At 73.0% G+C, this 15,132-nt stretch carries 14 protein-coding genes; 3 read left to right on the top strand and 11 right to left on the bottom strand.

Annotated features, from left to right (window positions below):
- Positions 1-35 precede the first annotated feature (35 nt).
- Together DVA86_RS25470 and aroH are read right to left on the bottom strand one after the other, a co-directional pair.
- Positions 36-1,124, bottom strand: a complete 1,089-nt coding sequence (locus tag DVA86_RS25470) for a prephenate dehydrogenase (protein ID WP_208881754.1) — start codon at positions 1,122-1,124, stop codon at positions 36-38.
- Entirely contained in the window at positions 1,125-1,487 is a 363-nt protein-coding gene (aroH, locus tag DVA86_RS25465; protein ID WP_208881753.1) for a chorismate mutase, read from the bottom strand. It lies immediately after the preceding gene.
- A gap of 188 nt (positions 1,488-1,675) precedes the next feature.
- On the opposite strand from aroH, the gene DVA86_RS25460 reads away from it, so the two are divergent.
- Positions 1,676-2,464 (top strand): nucleotidyltransferase domain-containing protein, encoded by a 789-nt coding sequence (locus DVA86_RS25460; protein WP_425470927.1) that lies wholly within the window; start codon positions 1,676-1,678, stop codon positions 2,462-2,464.
- On the opposite strand, the gene DVA86_RS25455 is transcribed toward DVA86_RS25460, so the two are convergent.
- The 9 genes from DVA86_RS25455 to DVA86_RS25415 all read right to left on the bottom strand — a co-directional run bounded on the left by DVA86_RS25455 (position 2,461) and on the right by DVA86_RS25415 (position 13,999).
- Positions 2,461-3,225, bottom strand: a complete 765-nt coding sequence (locus DVA86_RS25455; protein WP_208885140.1) for a nucleotidyltransferase domain-containing protein — start codon at positions 3,223-3,225, stop codon at positions 2,461-2,463. The two genes, DVA86_RS25460 and DVA86_RS25455, sit on opposite strands and share 4 nt — an antisense overlap.
- A gap of 47 nt (positions 3,226-3,272) precedes the next feature.
- Entirely contained in the window at positions 3,273-4,571 is a 1,299-nt protein-coding gene (locus DVA86_RS25450) for a pseudouridine synthase (protein WP_208881751.1), read from the bottom strand.
- The gene (gene scpB / locus DVA86_RS25445) at positions 4,571-5,260 is read right to left on the bottom strand and encodes an SMC-Scp complex subunit ScpB (protein ID WP_208881749.1); all 690 of its coding nucleotides are present in this window, start codon (positions 5,258-5,260) and stop codon (positions 4,571-4,573) included. Before scpB ends, DVA86_RS25450 begins: the two co-directional genes overlap by 1 nt.
- Entirely contained in the window at positions 5,257-6,648 is a 1,392-nt protein-coding gene (locus DVA86_RS25440; RefSeq protein WP_208881748.1) for a segregation/condensation protein A, read from the bottom strand. Before DVA86_RS25440 ends, scpB begins: the two co-directional genes overlap by 4 nt.
- A gap of 105 nt (positions 6,649-6,753) precedes the next feature.
- Entirely contained in the window at positions 6,754-7,524 is a 771-nt protein-coding gene (locus DVA86_RS25435) for a hypothetical protein (RefSeq protein ID WP_208881746.1), read from the bottom strand.
- A complete protein-coding gene (locus tag DVA86_RS25430) occupies positions 7,521-8,705 on the bottom strand; it encodes a ParA family protein (protein WP_208881744.1) in 1,185 nt (394 codons plus the stop codon). The genes DVA86_RS25435 and DVA86_RS25430 overlap by 4 nt, the downstream gene beginning before the upstream one ends.
- Positions 8,706-9,100: 395 nt before the next feature.
- Entirely contained in the window at positions 9,101-10,216 is a 1,116-nt protein-coding gene (gene ald / locus DVA86_RS25425; protein WP_208885138.1) for an alanine dehydrogenase, read from the bottom strand.
- Positions 10,217-10,375: 159 nt separating this feature from the next.
- Entirely contained in the window at positions 10,376-12,646 is a 2,271-nt protein-coding gene (locus DVA86_RS25420) for a tetratricopeptide repeat protein (RefSeq protein ID WP_208885137.1), read from the bottom strand.
- A gap of 720 nt (positions 12,647-13,366) precedes the next feature.
- Positions 13,367-13,999: an NUDIX domain-containing protein gene (locus tag DVA86_RS25415; RefSeq protein WP_208885136.1), complete on the bottom strand. Its 633-nt coding sequence runs from the start codon at positions 13,997-13,999 to the stop codon at positions 13,367-13,369.
- Positions 14,000-14,190: 191 nt separating this feature from the next.
- Between DVA86_RS25415 and DVA86_RS25410 the strand changes: the two genes are divergently transcribed.
- Complete coding sequence (locus DVA86_RS25410; RefSeq protein WP_208881742.1) at positions 14,191-14,466, top strand: MoaD/ThiS family protein; 276 nt, start codon at positions 14,191-14,193, stop codon at positions 14,464-14,466.
- Between the two features lie 445 nt (positions 14,467-14,911).
- Positions 14,912-15,115 carry a cold-shock protein gene (locus tag DVA86_RS25405; RefSeq protein ID WP_070195347.1) on the top strand — a complete coding sequence of 68 codons (204 nt, stop codon included), beginning with the start codon at positions 14,912-14,914 and terminating at the stop codon, positions 15,113-15,115.
- Positions 15,116-15,132: the final 17 nt, after the last annotated feature.

The following is a 15,132-nucleotide window of genomic DNA, read 5'->3' as shown; positions in this document are numbered from 1 at the left end:
CCCGCACAAGGCTACCGGCTGCCGCGGTGCCTCCGTCACTGCGTGCGCAGTGCCCACCCGCGCTCGCGCAGCGCCGTGGCGAGCGACTGGGCCGCGCCGGACTCGACCATCAGCTGTACGTGCCCGGCCTGCTGGCCGGTGGCGTGCTCGATACGGACGTCCTCGATGTTGACGCCGACGGCGCCCGCGTCCGCGAAGATGCGGGCCAGCTCGCCGGGGCGGTCGCTGATCAGGACGGCCACCGTCTCGTACGTGGCCGGTGCCTGGCCGTGCTTGCCGGGGACCCGCGCGCTGCCTTCCCGGCCGCGCGTCAGCACGTTGGCGAGGGCGAGGGAGCTGTTCCCGTGCTTCTCCTCGTCCGCGGACTGCAGCCCGCGCAGCGCCTGTACGGTGCCCTCCAGGTCGGCCGCCAGCTCCTCGAGGACGTCGGCGACCGGGCCGGGGTTGGCGGCGAGGATGTCCAGCCACATCGCGGAGTCGGAGGCGGCGATGCGCGTGACGTCGCGGATGCCCTGGCCGCACAGCCGTACGGCCGTCTCGTCGGCCTTCTCCAGCCGGGCCGCGACCATGCTGGACAGCAGCTGCGGGGTGTGCGAGACGAGCGCGACGGCGCGGTCGTGGGCGTCCGCGTCCATCACCACCGGGACGGCGCGGCAGAGCGCCACGAGTTCCAGGGCGAGGTTCAGCACCTCGGTGTCCGTCTCGGTGGTCGGCGTGAGCACCCAGGGCCGCCCCTCGAACAGGTCGGCGGTCGCCGCGAGCGGCCCGGACTTCTCACTGCCGGCCATGGGGTGCGTACCGAGGTACGACGCCGGGTCGCAGCCGCCCGCGCGCAGATCGCCGCGGAGTGAGCCCTTGACGCTGCCGACGTCGAGGTAGCCGCGGGCCACGTCCTGCCGCTGCGCCTCCAGGACGGCCTCGGCGACCCGCGCGGGCGGCACGGCCACCAGCGCGAGGTCGACCCGCCCTTCCGGGTCCCGGTCGGTGCCCGCGCCGAGCGCGGCGGCTGTACGGGCCCGCTCCGGGTCGTGGTCGCGCAGGTGGACGCGTACGCCGCGGGCGGCGAGCGCGAGCGCGGCAGAGGTGCCGATGAGTCCGGTGCCGATGACGAGAGCGGTACGCATTTACTGTGCGATGTCCTTGCGGAGAGCGGAGGCGGCGCCGAGATACACGTGCTGGACCTCGTCCCGTGCGAGATCCGTCTCGACATGGGCGAGGATACGCACGACCCGCGGCATCGCGCCCTCGACTTCCATCTCCTGCGCGCAGATCAGCGGTACGTCCACGATGCCCAGCTCGCGTGCCGCGGCCGCCGGGAAGTCGCTGTGCAGGTCGGGGGTGGCGGTGAACCACACGCTGATCAGGTCGGTGGGCGTGAGCCGGTTGCGCCGCAGCACGGCGCAGATCAGTCCGGAGACGCGGACGCCCATGTGGTCCGACTCGTCACGGTCCAGCTGCACCGCGCCACGTACCGCCCGCACCGCCACCTGTGCTCCTCTGCTCGCAGCCGCGTCCGCCCGGAGCCGTACCGCGCCGCACCGTTTCGTACCGCACTGTCCCTGATCGCCCCTGACTGTCCTGCATGGCGGCCAGCGTAATGCGGGTGCGGCCCGTACGCGCCCCGCGTCCGACCGGCGAGACCCGGGCCCGTACGTGACCCTGCGATGATGGCGCCGTGACCTCTGACGACGGCGCCGCGGCGGCTGCGTACGGGCCCGTCGCGCACGGGCCCCCGGCGTACGGGCCGCACGCACTCGTACGCGACCACACCGTCTACGCGTGCGTCATGGGCTCGCGCGCCTTCGGCCTCGCCACGGACGGCAGCGACACCGATCGCAGAGGGGTGTTCGCCGCGCCCACGCCGCTGTTCTGGCGCCTCGACAAGCCGCCGACGCATGTGGAGGGTCCCGCGGAGGAGCAGTTCTCCTGGGAACTGGAGCGCTTCTGCGTCCTCGCGCTGCGCGCCAACCCGAACATCCTGGAGTGCCTCCACTCCCCGCTCGTCGAGCACGCCGACGCGACCGGCCGCGCGCTGCTGGAGCTGCGGGGCGCGTTCCTGTCCCGGCACGCGCACCGCACGTTCGTCGGCTACGCGGACGGGCAGCGGCGGAAGCTGGAGGCGGACGTACGCCGGCACGGCGCGCCCCGCGGCAAGCACGCGATGCACCTGGTGCGGCTGCTGATGAGCTGCCGCGACCTGCTGCGTACGGGCGAGCTGCGGCTCGACGTCAGCGCGCACCGGGAACGGCTGCTCGCGGTCAAACACGGCGAACTGCCCTGGCCCGAGGTCGAGTCGTGGATGCGGCGCCTCCGCGCGGAGGCCGACGACGCGGCGGCCCGTACGCCGCTGCCGCCCGAGCCGGACACGGCGCGCGTCGAGGACTTCCTGCTCGCCGTGCGCCGCGCCTCGGCGGCGGCCGAGCCGCCCGGCGGACCACCCGGCGGACAGCCCGCGCGGCGCTAGACCCCCCGCAGCCGCGCCCGTACGACCAGCTCGTCGAGCGCGTCGTACCCGGACGGCTCCCCGGGCAGCCGCGACGCCTGCTGCGCCTCGTCCAGCACCGCGTGCAGCGCCGCCACCTCCGCCCGTACGGCCTCGGTGTCCGCCAGGCCGTCCGCCGACCCGTGCTCGGCGGCGGCCTTCGCCTCGATCAGCGCGGGCAGCCGCGCGGGCGCCTCCGGCACGCTGCCGAGCAGCGTCGGCAGCTGGGCGACGATCTCGCCGCTGCGCATGAGGTGGATGCCGGTGAGCAGCACCCGGTACGTGTAGAGCAGCGGCTTGAGGCCGCCGTTCCGCTCGTACAGCCGCCACTGCGTACGGGCGAACCCGCGGTAGTGGTGCGCGTGGTGCCGGGTGAGCACGCCGGGCGCCAGCGCGACGAGCTCGGCGTGCGTGTCCGTGGTGTGCGGGACCAGCGGGGAGAGGAGCTGCTCCAGCACGTATCCGTTGCGCCGGAGCATCAGCCGTACGAACTTCCGCAGGTCGTGCGTCACCAGATCCATCTCGACGCCCTCCCGCACCCACATCCGCGACCGGGTCTCCTCCGGCTCCCGCAGGCCGACGAGGTCGGCGGCGGGCAGCAGATGGACACCGCGCAGATCGACGTCGGAGTCGCGGGACGGAAACCCGTACAGGTGCGCGCCGGACACGGTCGCGAAGACCAGCGGGTGGTCCCGCTCCTGCTCCGCCAGCACGGGGGCCAGATCGGGCAGGGCGGGGTCCAGGAACGCGCCGGAGGGCCGGGACGGGTACGGAGACGTGGACGGCACGGTCAGAGGCCGACCTCGTTCATCAGCATGCCGACCTCGGTATTGGTCAGCCGGCGCAGCCAGCCCGACTTCTGGTCCCCCAGCGGGATCGGGCCGAAGCGCGTCCGTACGAGCTTGTCGACCGGGAAGCCCGCCTCCGACAGCATGCGGCGGACGATGTGCCGGCGGCCCTCGTGCAGGGAGACCTCGACCAGGTAGTTCTTGCCGGTGTTCTCGACGACCTTGAAGTGGTCGGCGCGGGCGTACCCGTCCTCCAGCTTGATCCCGTCCTTCAGCTGCTTGCCGAGGTCGCGCGGGATGGGGCCCTGGATCGCGGCGAGATAGGTCTTCTTCACGCCGTAACGGGGGTGGGTGAGGCGGTGCGACAGCTCACCGTGGTTGGTGAGCAGGATGATGCCCTCGGTCTCGGTGTCGAGGCGCCCGACGTGGAACAGCCGGGTCTCCCGGTTCTGCACGTAGTCCCCGAGGCACTGGCGGCCCTCCGGGTCCTCCATGGCGGAGACGACGCCGGCGGGCTTGTTCAGCGCGAAGAACAGGTACGACTGGGTGGCGATGGTCAGCCCGTCGACCTTGATCTCGTCCTTCGCGGGGTCGACCCGCAGGCCCTGCTCGCGCACGATCTCGCCGTTGACCTCGACGCGTGCCTGCTCGATCAGGTCCTCGCAGGAGCGGCGCGAGCCCATGCCCGCGCGAGCGAGGACCTTCTGCAGCCGCTCGCCCTCCTCCTCGCCGAACGTCTTCGGGAGCTTGACGGCGGGCTTGCTGTGCCGCGCCCTGTTCCGCTCCTCGATCTGCGCCTCGTACTCGCGGGGGCGCGCGGGCGCCGACGTCCTGCGGGCGCGGGCCTTGGGGGCGCCGCTCTTGGTGACGCTCTTGGGGGCGCCGGTGCCGGTACGGGCGCCGCCGGCGGCCGCCTTGCCTGCACCGGCCTTGGGGCCGGTCTTCGGTCCGGACTTCGCACCGCCGGGCTTGGCCCCGGCCTTGGGGCCGGTCTTCGGGCCCGGCTTCTGGCCTGCCTTGGCGCCGGTCTTCGGGCCGCTCTTCGGACCCGACTTCGGCCCGGCCTTCGGGCCGCCCTTGGCGCCCGGCTTCGTGCCCGGGGCGCTCGCGCCGCCGGCGCGGGCCGCGGGGTGGCCGCTCTTCTCGTGGCGCCGCTCCTCCGGCCGGAGCCGTGCGGATCCGGAACGCTTCGCGCCGTCGCTCCCCCGGGACGCGCCACCGCGTGCCGCCCCCTGCTTTCCTCCACCCTGGGTGTTTCGGTTACCGCCGGATTTACCGGTGTTACTGCCGCTGCTTCGCATCAATGGTCCGTCGTCTGGGGGTCTGCGCTGTCGTCTACGTCGAACGACGGCATTCCCTCCTGCGTATCCCCCTCCACCGCGTCCGCCTCGGGGAGGAAGGGCGCGAGTTCGGGGAGCTCGTCCAGGCCACGCAGGCCCATCCGTTCCAGGAAGTAGTTCGTCGTCCTGTACAGGATCGCACCTGTTTCGGGTTCCGCGCCCGCCTCCTCCACCAGACCGCGCTGGAGGAGCGTGCGCATGACGCCGTCGCAGTTCACTCCGCGCACCGCCGAGACCCGGGAACGGCTCACCGGCTGCCGGTACGCGACGACCGCCAGCGTCTCCAGCGCGGCCTGCGTGAGCCGGGCCTGCTGGCCGTCCAGTACGAAGCTCTCCACCGCGGCCGCGTACTCCGGGCGCGTGTAGAAGCGCCAGCCGCCGGCGATCAGTCGCAGGTCAAAGCCGCGGTGCTGCTGCGCGTACTCGTCGGTCAGCTCGCGCAGCGCGTCCGACACCGCGCGGCGCGGCCGCTCCAGCACCTTGGCGAGATGCTCCTCGGTGACCGGCTCGTCGATGACCATGAGGACGGCTTCGAGGGCGGGCTTGAGGTCGAGCGCGGCGACGCCCTCGGGGGCGGTGCCGGTCTCGTCGTCCGGCTCGGATTCCGTTTCCGGTTCCGGCGACGGGGTCTCGTACGGCTCTTCGCTCACGGCTCATCCTCTGGTTCTGGTTCCTGCCGCCGGGCGGGCTGCGGCGACTCCTGGTCGAACTCGTCCGTCACCAGCGGCTGTTCCTCATCACCGCCGCTCCAGCGGACGGTGAGCGGCCCCAGCGCCTCGTCCTGGTCGAGCGCCACCACACGCTCGCGGTACAGCTCCAGCAGCGCCAGGAAGCGCGCGACGACGGTGAGCCCGTCCGGTGCGTCGGCGACGAGCTGCTGGAAGCTGGCCTCGCCCAGCTCCCGCAGCCGGGACACCACCACCTCGGCCTGCTCGCGCACGCTGACCAGCGGCGCGTGGATGTGCTCGACGTACACCTGCGGCTTCGGCTTGGGCTGCATCGCCTTCACGGCGAGCTGCGCGAACCCCTCCGGCCCGATGCTCAGCGCCACCTCGGGCAGCAGCTCGGCGTGGTGCGGTTCGAGGCCGACCGTACGGGGGTGGCGGCGGGCCTCGGCGGTCATCCGGTCGGCGAAGATGTCCGCGATCTCCTTGTACGCGCGGTACTGGAGCAGCCGCGCGAACAGCAGGTCCCTGGCCTCCAGCAGCGCGAGGTCCGCCTCGTCCTCGACCTCGGCGGCGGGCAGCAGCCGCGCCGCCTTGAGGTCCAGCAGGGTCGCCGCGACCACCAGGAACTCGGTCGTCTGGTCGAGGTCCCAGTCCGGCCCCATGGCCCGGATGTGCACCATGAACTCGTCCGTGACCCGCGACAGCGCCACCTCGGTCACATCGAGCTTGTGCTTCGAGATGAGCTGCAGGAGAAGGTCGAACGGGCCCTCGAAGTTGTCGAGCACGACCTTGAACCGGCCGTCGTCGACGGCGTCCTCCTCGGCGGCGGCCTCGCCGTCGGCGGCGTCCCCGGCCTCCGGCTCCGCGTCCGGCCCGGCTGCCGCCTCGGCTTCCGGTCCGGGTTCCGTGACCGGCTCGGGACCGGGCCCTGCCTCAGGTCCGTAGGCAGGACCAAGCCCGGCACCCGGTCCGGGTTCGGGACCGTCTCCAGCCCCGGGGTCCGCCTCCGGCTCGGCCTCCGGTTCCGGCTCGGGGTCTGGCCCGCCGTCCCCGGGTTCCGGTCCGGGCTCCGGGACCGACTCGGGTTCGAGTTCCGGCTCGGCCTCCGGCTCAGGGTCCGGCTCGGGCTCAGGCTCCGGCTCCGGCTCGGGACCGGGCCCTGTCTCAGGACCGTACGCAGGACCCGGCCCGGCACCCGGCACGGGTTCGGGACCGGCCCCGCTCCCGGCATCCGCCTCCGGCTCGGCCCCCGCCGGTACGGGCTCCAGCCCCGTCGCGCCCCTGCCGCCGGGCGCGCCAGAGCCCGGGCCGCGGCCCAGGGGGCGGCGCGCGGAGCGGGGCGGTGGCGCGTGGTCGTCAGGTGTCGGCATCGCGGGGCAGCGTACTGGGCTTCACTCCGGGAGGACGTCCAGGCTCACCCCACCGGCCGCCTGCGGTTTCCATCCCGTACATCCCGCACGCGCCGGCTGAGCGGCTCAGCGGCCCCGGAGGCGGCGTACGAGGATGCTCGCGTCGCCCCGCGACTCGAGGTCCGCGAGGACCACCGCGACGGCTTCCCGGACGATGCGGCCCCGGTCCACGGCGAGGCCGTGCTCGCCGCGCAGGACGAGGCGCGCGTGCTCGAGGTCCATGAGCTCCTCGGCCGAGACGTACACCGTGATCTTCTCGTCGTGCCGTTCGCGCCCGCTGGGCCGCCGGTTCGCGCCGCGTCCGCGGCGGCCGGAAGTGCCCGCGTCCTGGCGGCTCTTGGCCTGGCCGCGGGCCGGAGCGGCGGAGGTGGCGGCCGCGGCCTGCGCAGCCGGACGGCCGAGCGCGCGGCGTCCCTCCTGCTGGTCCTTGCCCTTGTGCTGGGCGGAGTTCGGGCCGACGGTCTGGCCCCCGCTCTGGCCGCCCTGCCCTGTCTGAACGTCGCGGCCTGCCTGACCGTCGCCGCCCTGCTCCTGGTCGCGCCGGCCGTGCACCGTGCCCGGTGCCGCCGCACCGGCGGACGCCTGCTGCTCGCGCCCGTTGTGCTCACCGGAGCCAGTGCCTCCGGAACCGGCGCCACCGGCGGGGGCGTCCGCCGCCGTGCCGGAGGACGGCGAGCCGTACTCGTTCGCCGTCGTGTGCTCGCCCGTGCGCTCCTGGTCGGGCTCGCCGGCGGGTGCGGGCACCCTGGGTTCACCATTGGGCTGCTGCGGCGCCGATGGCTGGACCGCGGAGCCCCCCGTCGTACGGAACAGTTCGTCGGCTGCCGGGAGACTCACTCGGCGTGGCACCGGGCGAGCACCTCCCTGGCCAGCTGTCGGTAGGCCGCCGCACCAACGGAGTTGGAGGCGTACGTCGTGATCGGCTCGCCCGCGACCGTGGTCTCGGGGAAGCGCACGGTGCGCCCGATGACCGTGTGGTACACGTTGTCGTCGAACGCCTCGACGACACGGGCCAGCACCTCGCGGCTGTGCACCGTGCGCGAGTCGTACATCGTGGCCAGGATGCCGTCGAGCTCCAGCTCCGGGTTGAGCCGCTCCTGCACCTTCTCGATGGTCTCCGTCAGCAGCGCGACGCCGCGCAGCGCGAAGAACTCGCACTCCAGCGGAACGATCACCTTGTGCGCGGCGGTGAGCGCGTTCACCGTCAGCAGGCCGAGCGAGGGCTGGCAGTCGATGACGATGAAGTCGTAGTCGGGCAGCAGCGGCGTCAGCGCGCGCTGCAGTGTCGACTCGCGGGCCACCTCGCTGACCAACTGCACCTCGGCGGCCGACAAGTCGATATTGCTGGGAAGCAGGTCCATGCCCGCGACCGCCGTCTTCAGCAGCACCTCATCGGGCGCCATACGGCGCTCCATCAGCAGGTTGTAGACGGTGAGGTCCAGCTCCATCGGGTTCACGCCGAGGCCGACGGAGAGCGCGCCCTGCGGGTCGAAGTCGACCAGCAGCACACGGCGCCCGTACTCGGCAAGTGCCGCGCCCAGGTTGATGGTCGAGGTCGTCTTGCCGACCCCGCCCTTCTGGTTGCACATCGCGATGATCTTCGCGGGGCCGTGCTCCGCGACGGGACCCGGGATGGGGAAGTAGGGCAGCGGCCGGCCCGTGGGGCCGATGCGCTCGCGGCGCTGGCGCGCCGCGTCGGGCGCGAGCGTGGCCGCGTACTCGGGGTCGGGTTCGTACTCCGCGTCGGGGTCGTAGAAGTGCCCCTTGGGAAGTTCGCCGTAGTTCGGGTCGTAGTCGGCGAGTCGATTTGCGGACTGACCGTCCGCCGGGTCGCCGGCCATGGCGTTCACGTTGTGGCCGTCCATGCTCTGGTGGGCTGTCGTGCTCGGTGACGGGCTCTGGTGGGCAGTGAAGGCGCGGACAGCGACGGAGCCGACAGCTTCGGGCCCCGCGGGGCCCTGGCCCCGTACCGGCGCTCCTGGTTGACCACCCCCGGGAGTAAATGTCGACTCATTCACAAGTCGTCCTACCTCCTTGGCGACCAGGAAACATCCAGACAGGTCAGCGTTGCACCATGCCGACGATTGGCGACTCTATGGCGTGTCGGTGGTCCGCAGCAACACAATCCACCGGACACGGCACGATGTGTCGGCAATGGAACGCCCCGATGTCAAGGCCGCAAGGGGGGCGTCAACGGGGTTTGGCGGGGGCGCGAATCGGTTAAGCAGTTATGTTCAAGGCGAGTTGACTTGCGATTCCGTCCCCCGGCGTGGCGCACGCCGACGCCACCGTCCGCACCTCGGAGGGCCTTGACCTCCAAAACACAGACGGTGACGTGATGTTGCCGACGTTGACGCGCGGCGTGCGGTGCGAGACGTACGGCGCGGCGCGGAGCGGTCGTCGGGTCGACTTGTCAGCCGAGCAGCGTGCTCAGCTCCTGCACGGCCAGCCCGTGCGCCTCGCCGACCGGCCCGTAAACGACCTCGCCCTCGTGCGTGTTGAGCCCCTTGGCCAGCGTCGCGTCACGCCGCAGGGCGTCGCGCCAGCCGCGGTTGGCCAGCTCCACGATGTACGGGAGGGTGGCGTTGGTCAGGGCGTACGTGGAGGTGTTGGGCACCGCGCCGGGCATGTTCGCGACGCAGTAGAACACCGACTCGTGCACCGGGAACGTCGGTTCGGCGTGCGTCGTCGGGCGCGAGTCCTCGAAGCAGCCACCCTGGTCGATCGCGATGTCGACAAGCACACTCCCCGGCTTCATCCGGGACACCAGCTCGTTCGTCACCAGCTTCGGCGCCTTCGCGCCCGGGATGAGCACCGCCCCGATCACCAGGTCCGCCTGGAGCACGGCCTGTTCGAGCGCGTACGCGTTGGACGTGACCGTCTGCACGCGCGTACCGAAGATCCGGTCGGCCTCGCGCAGCTTGTTCACGTCCTTGTCGAGCAGCGTGACGTGGAAGCCCATGCCGACGGCGATCTGCGTGGCGTTCCAGCCCGATACGCCGCCACCGATGACGACCGCGCGGCCCGCGCCCGTACCGGGCACGCCGCCCGGCAGGACCCCGCGCCCGCCGGCCGAACGCATCAGATGGTACGCGCCGACCTGTGGCGCGATCCGGCCCGCCACTTCGGACATGGGGGCGAGCAGCGGCAGCGCGCGGCCGGCGGTCTCGACGGTCTCGTACGCGATGGCCGTGGTGCCGGACTGGAGCAGCGCCTCGGTGCACTCGCGGGAGGCGGCGAGATGCAGATACGTGAAGAGGGTCTGGTCCTTGCGCAGCCGGTGGTACTCCTCGGCGACCGGCTCCTTCACCTTGAGCAGCAGGTCGGCGGTGGCCCAGACCTCGTCGGCGGTGTCGTGGATGACGGCGCCCGCGCCGGTGAACTCGTCGTCGGGGATGGAGGAGCCGGTGCCGGCCCCGCGCTGAACGTGGACCTCGTGTCCGTTGCGTACGAGCTCGTGCACACCGGCCGGGGTGATGGCCACGCGGAACTCGTTGTTCTTGACCTCGCTGGGGATGCCGACCTTCACGTCGATCACGGTCCTTGACTGAGAGAGTGCGATAGGGACCAGGCACATCCCACTGCATCAGCATTCATGAGCCTTATGGGCAGATGCCGGATGCCATTGGGCTGCGCACAGCGGAACCAGTCTAATGAAGGATCCCGACCTGTCGAGCCTTGCAATGAGTCAATCCTTCTCGGAATGGCTATTACTTTCGCAGGTTGGCCCACTGACAGCGCTGTCCGTACCGCCGGTCGTCGGACCGGCACTCTCGGTGTCCCCGGCGGGGCCGGTTCCGGTAGCCGTACGGGTGCCGCGCCCCGTGCCCGTACCGGCGCCGCGCCCCGTGCCCGTACCGGTGCCGCGCCCCGTGCCCGTACCGGTGCCGCTCTCCGCGTCGCTCCCGGCGTGCCGGACCAGCCTCTCGGCGGCCGCGCGGTGGGCGCGCGCCGCCCGCTCGTCGCCCAGCCGCGCGCAGGCGTCGGCGAGCCGTACGCGCAGCGCCGCCTGCAGGCGTACGTCCTCGGTGCGCTCCGCCGCGGTCAACGCGTCGCGGCAGGCGCGCAGCGAATCGCGGTGCCGCCCCGCGTACTCCTGCACTCGCGCGAGCTCGCTGAGCGCCCTGGCGTGCCCGCCCGGATCGCGCAGCCTGCGGTGCGTCGCCGCCGCCGCGCGCCACTCGCGGAGCGCCGCGTCGAGGCGGCCCGCGCAGGTGTGCGCGCCGCCCACGCGGGCGTGCAGCCGCGCCACGCCCTCCAGGTCGCCGTGTGCCTGCCGCAGCGCGAGCGCCCGCGCGTACCAGTCGGCGGCGCGCGCCCAGTCCCGCAGCTCGGCGTACGCGCCGCCCAGTGACTCCAGCGCGCGGCTGGTCGCGGCGGTGTCCCCGGCGGCGCGGGAGGCGTCCAGGGCGGCGCGGTAACGGGCGGCGGCCTGCCGCAGCCGGCCCGTACGGGCGTCCAGGTCCGCGAGGTTGAGCAGCGCGGCGGCCCGTTCCCGCGGCCGGCCGTCGGCGCCACGGTCGGCGACCTCGAGCACCAGCTCGTGCAGCCGGTAGACCTCGGGGGCGGCCTCCTCCGGCCTGCGGTACGTCTCGTACGCGCGGGACACCGCGTGGATCAGGCGGCGCGCCAGGGTGTCCAGTTCGCCACCGCCCTCCGCGACCGCCGCCAGGGCGCCCGCGAGTATGGCGGGCCGCCGCAGCTCCAGCCACGCGTGGGCCGCCGCCGCGTCCGCGAAGCGCAGATCGCGCGGCAGCCCCGCGAGCTTCTTGCGCGCGGGCGACCCGTCCGGTTCACCCGCGGCCCAGGCCGCGCGCAGCAGCCGTACGGTCCGCTCCAGCATCCGGGCGCGGGCCAGCATCACGTCCGCCGGACGCTCCGCCGCCTCCAGCGCCGCGCGCAGCAGCGGGTCGAGGCAGCCCGGCACGGTGTAGCAGCCGGGCGCGACGGGGTGCAGCAGGCCGAGCGCGGCCAGCTCCGCCAGTGCGCTGCCCGCGGCGGGCACCGTGCACCCGGCGAGCGCGGAGGCCGTGTGCCAGTCCACGAAACCGGCCGGCGCCAGTGCGAGCAGCCGCAGCAGCCGGGCGGTGGGAGACGGCAGCGTGCCGTGTACGAGGCGGAAGGCGCGGCCAAGGAAGTCCGGATTCCGCTCGTCCATCGGCGGCGGAACCTGCTCCAGCTGCTCGGTCGCGTCCGACACCGACAGCTTCGGCCGCGCGGCCAGCCAGCCGCCGACCAGGCACAGCGCGGCAGGCAGATCGCCGCACGCCTCCGCCAGCGACTCGGCACGGCGCGGGTCCACGGTGATACGGGGCGCGGCCCCGGCGCGGGCACGCAGCAACTCGACGGCGGCGGCCCGGTCGAGCCCGCCGAGGGTGCACGGCCGTACATCGGAGACGCCCGTCAGCGGTCCGGAGGCGACGGCGACCACCAGGCAGTCGCGGCTTTCCGGAAGCAGTTCGAGGAGCTGCTCCGGCTCGGCCACGTCGTCGAGCAGCAGGAGCGCGCGGCGCCCGGCGAGCACCGTACGGAGCGCCTCCGTCAGCTCGTCCTCTCCGGCCCCGGCCACGACGGGTTCGGCGCCCGCGGCCGCCAGCAGCTCCCGTACGGTGTGCTCGGTCGGCACGGGTGTGCCGCCGGGCTCGGTCAGCCGGGCGCGCAGCACGCCGTCCGGATAGTCGGCGGTGAGCCGCCGGGCCAGCTCCTCGGCGAGCGCCGTACGGCCGGAACCGGGGCGCCCGGCGATCAGCAGCACGCGGCTGTGCGGGGCGGGGCGGCCGGCGAGGGTGCTCAGGCCCGCGCGTTCGATGTCGGCGCGGAGGGCGCGGAGTTCGCGTTCGCGGCCTGCGAAGCGGGGGGTTGTGCCGCCGCTGCCGTGCGGCTGCGGAGGGTCGCCCGGCCGGGGCGGCGCGCCGTCCCGCGCCGGTCCGCCCTGCCGGGGCGGCTCGCCGCGTCGCATCGGCTCGCCCCGCACTGCCGCCTGATCCGCCACGGGTCACGCTCCCGTCCACCTGAGCCTGCGCGTATGCCCCTCCACGCCGCGAGCCGCTGCCGCGCGTCTGCGGCCGCGCGTCGCGCTCGGGCGGCGGGGACGCACCGAGCGTAAGTCACCCGGCGGGTGGGGGCGGGCAGCGCGCGACGGGCGCACGGAGGGAAGATCACCGCATCGGATCCATCCGCCCACTCAAGCCCGTCCGGCGTTTGAGGACGGACCGGGGCGGCCACAACGCCGCGCGTGGTCCCTCAGCGGTGGGGCCACCCACTCAAGCCCGTCCGGCGTTTGAGGACGAACCGGGGCGGCCACAACGCCGCGCGTGGTCCCTCAGCGGTGGGGCCACCCACTCAAGCCCGTCCGGCGTTTGAGGACGAACCGGGGCGGCCACAACGCCGCGCGTGGTCCCTCAGCGGTGGGGCCACCCACTCAAGCCCGTCCGGCGTTTGAGGACGAACCGGGGCGGCCACAACGCCGCGCGTGGTCCCTCAGCGGTGGGGCCACCGGCAGGCCCCTCGTGGCCGAGGGCCGTCCTCAAGCGCCGGACCGGCTTGATGTGGCGCACGCACACGCCACACTGCGGCCACGCCGTAGCCGAGGGCCGTCCTCAAGCGCCGGACGGGCTGGGACGGGTGGCCGGGGGCCGTCCTCAAGCGCCGGACGGGCTTGAAGTTGCGGGCGAGCCCGTCAGGGGTCGAAGGGGCGGGCCGGCCACGGCGCGTCCGCCGGACGCAGCGCGTCCAGGCCGTCGCCCGCCAGCGCCGCCGACAGCGACATCGTGCCCACGACCAGCACGTTGTTGTGCAGGTCCCCGGCCAGTACCGAGCTGACCAGCTCCGGCAGCGGCACCCGCGCCTGCTCCATCTCGGCCTCCTCCTCGGTGGCGGCGTACCGCTCGCCGTCCGCGTCGGAGATCTGGCGCGCGAGGAAGACCCGTACGGCCTCGTCGGAGCCGCCGGGCGTCGTGTAGACGTCCGCGAGCACCCGCCAGTCCTCGGCCTTGATGTGCGCTTCCTCGTACAGCTCGCGCTGGGCGGCGTGCAGCGGGTTCTCGCCGGGGACGTCGAGCAGGCCTGCGGGGATCTCCCAGAGCTTCTGCCGTACGGGGTGCCGGTACTGGCTGAGGACCAGCACGCGGTCCTGTTCGTCCAGGGCGACGACGGCGACGGAGCCGGGGTGCACCTGGTAGTCGCGGTTCACGACGGTGCCGTCCGGCATCACCACCTCGTCCGTGCGGACGCTGGTCTTGTTGCCGCGGAACGGGATGTCGCTGGCGGTGACCCGCCACTCCTCCGGGCCGTCGGCGAGCCGTCTGGCCAGGGCTCAGCCCTCCTTCTCGGTGGTACGAGCACCCTCGGCCGTACGAGCGCCCTCGGCCGTACGAGCACCCGCCGCGCCGCCGCTCTGCCGCTCGACCGCGGCCTTCACCAGGCCGGCGAACAGCGGGTGGGGGCGGGTGCTCGTACCGCCCCACCTCCTCCCACCCCCTGATCCACGGAAGGTGAATCCGCATGAGCGTCAATGTCCGAATCCCGACCATCCTGCGTACGTACACCGGCGGCCAGACCGAAGTCACCGCGGAGGGGGCGACGCTGGCCGAGGTGCTCGCGGACCTCGAGGCCAAGCACACCGGGATCGGCCCGCGCGTGCTGGACGACGCGGGGAAGCTGCGCCGGTTCGTGAACGTCTACGTGAACGACGACGACGTGCGGTTCGCCGAAGGGCTGGAGACGCCCACGCCGGACGGCGCCGGCGTCTCGATCATCCCGGCCGTCGCCGGCGGCTGAACGGGCGCCCGAACGGGCAGCCGTCACGCGGCGGTTAACCGGGCATTACGGCCGAGGCTCGTTTCCGATTGCCCCCTCCGTGTCATACCGGAGGGGGCAATTAGAGGTTTAGAAAGGGAGTAGAGTGGGATGCGCTCCCTCCCGACGTGTATGCACGCATTGAGAACGCGACAACTTGTGCCCAGGTTTGGTGCCGCAATTGTCGCGTTAGTTCGTTATGCCCGATCCCAATTGCCCCCCTTTTGCGGTGTATTCCGGATTGCGGCCGAAATGCCGTGCCCAGAATTCTCGTCGGATTGACCTGTTGCACACGGCGTTCGGGCAGATACATTCAGCGGCGGTCGACGCGCTCCGGCGCACATCTCCGGCTGCCGCCGGGGGTGAGGTCTGACCCGGGTTCGCGAAGTGCGGGCTCGCGCAGGGGCCAGTAATAGGGGAGTTAGGCATGGCTCAGGGCACCGTCAAGTGGTTCAACGCGGAGAAGGGGTACGGCTTCATCGCGGTCGACGGTGGTGCGGACGTGTTCGTCCACTACAGCGCGATCCAGATGGACGGCTACCGCACCCTGGATGAAGGTCAGCGAGTCGAGTTCGAGATCTCGCAGGGTCAGAAAGGGCCGCAGGCGGACATGGTCCGCGTGGCCGGCTGAGGCGCCGACCAGAACCG

Source organism: Streptomyces armeniacus (assembly GCF_003355155.1).
Taxonomy (GTDB): domain Bacteria; phylum Actinomycetota; class Actinomycetes; order Streptomycetales; family Streptomycetaceae; genus Streptomyces; species Streptomyces armeniacus.
This window is presented reverse-complemented; position numbering and strand designations above follow the sequence as displayed.

Bases quoted from the DNA above. Each gene is read 5' to 3' on its own strand.
- DVA86_RS25410 (WP_208881742.1), top strand. From the start codon at position 14,191: ATGAGCGTCAATGTCCGAATCCCGACCATCCTGCGTACGTACACCGGC.
- DVA86_RS25440 (WP_208881748.1), bottom strand. From the start codon at position 6,648: ATGCCGACACCTGACGACCACGCGCCACCGCCCCGCTCCGCGCGCCGC.
- DVA86_RS25420 (WP_208885137.1), bottom strand. From the start codon at position 12,646: ATGCGACGCGGCGAGCCGCCCCGGCAGGGCGGACCGGCGCGGGACGGC.
- DVA86_RS25405 (WP_070195347.1), top strand. From the start codon at position 14,912: ATGGCTCAGGGCACCGTCAAGTGGTTCAACGCGGAGAAGGGGTACGGC.
- DVA86_RS25470 (WP_208881754.1), bottom strand. From the start codon at position 1,124: ATGCGTACCGCTCTCGTCATCGGCACCGGACTCATCGGCACCTCTGCC.
- DVA86_RS25450 (WP_208881751.1), bottom strand. From the start codon at position 4,571: ATGCGAAGCAGCGGCAGTAACACCGGTAAATCCGGCGGTAACCGAAAC.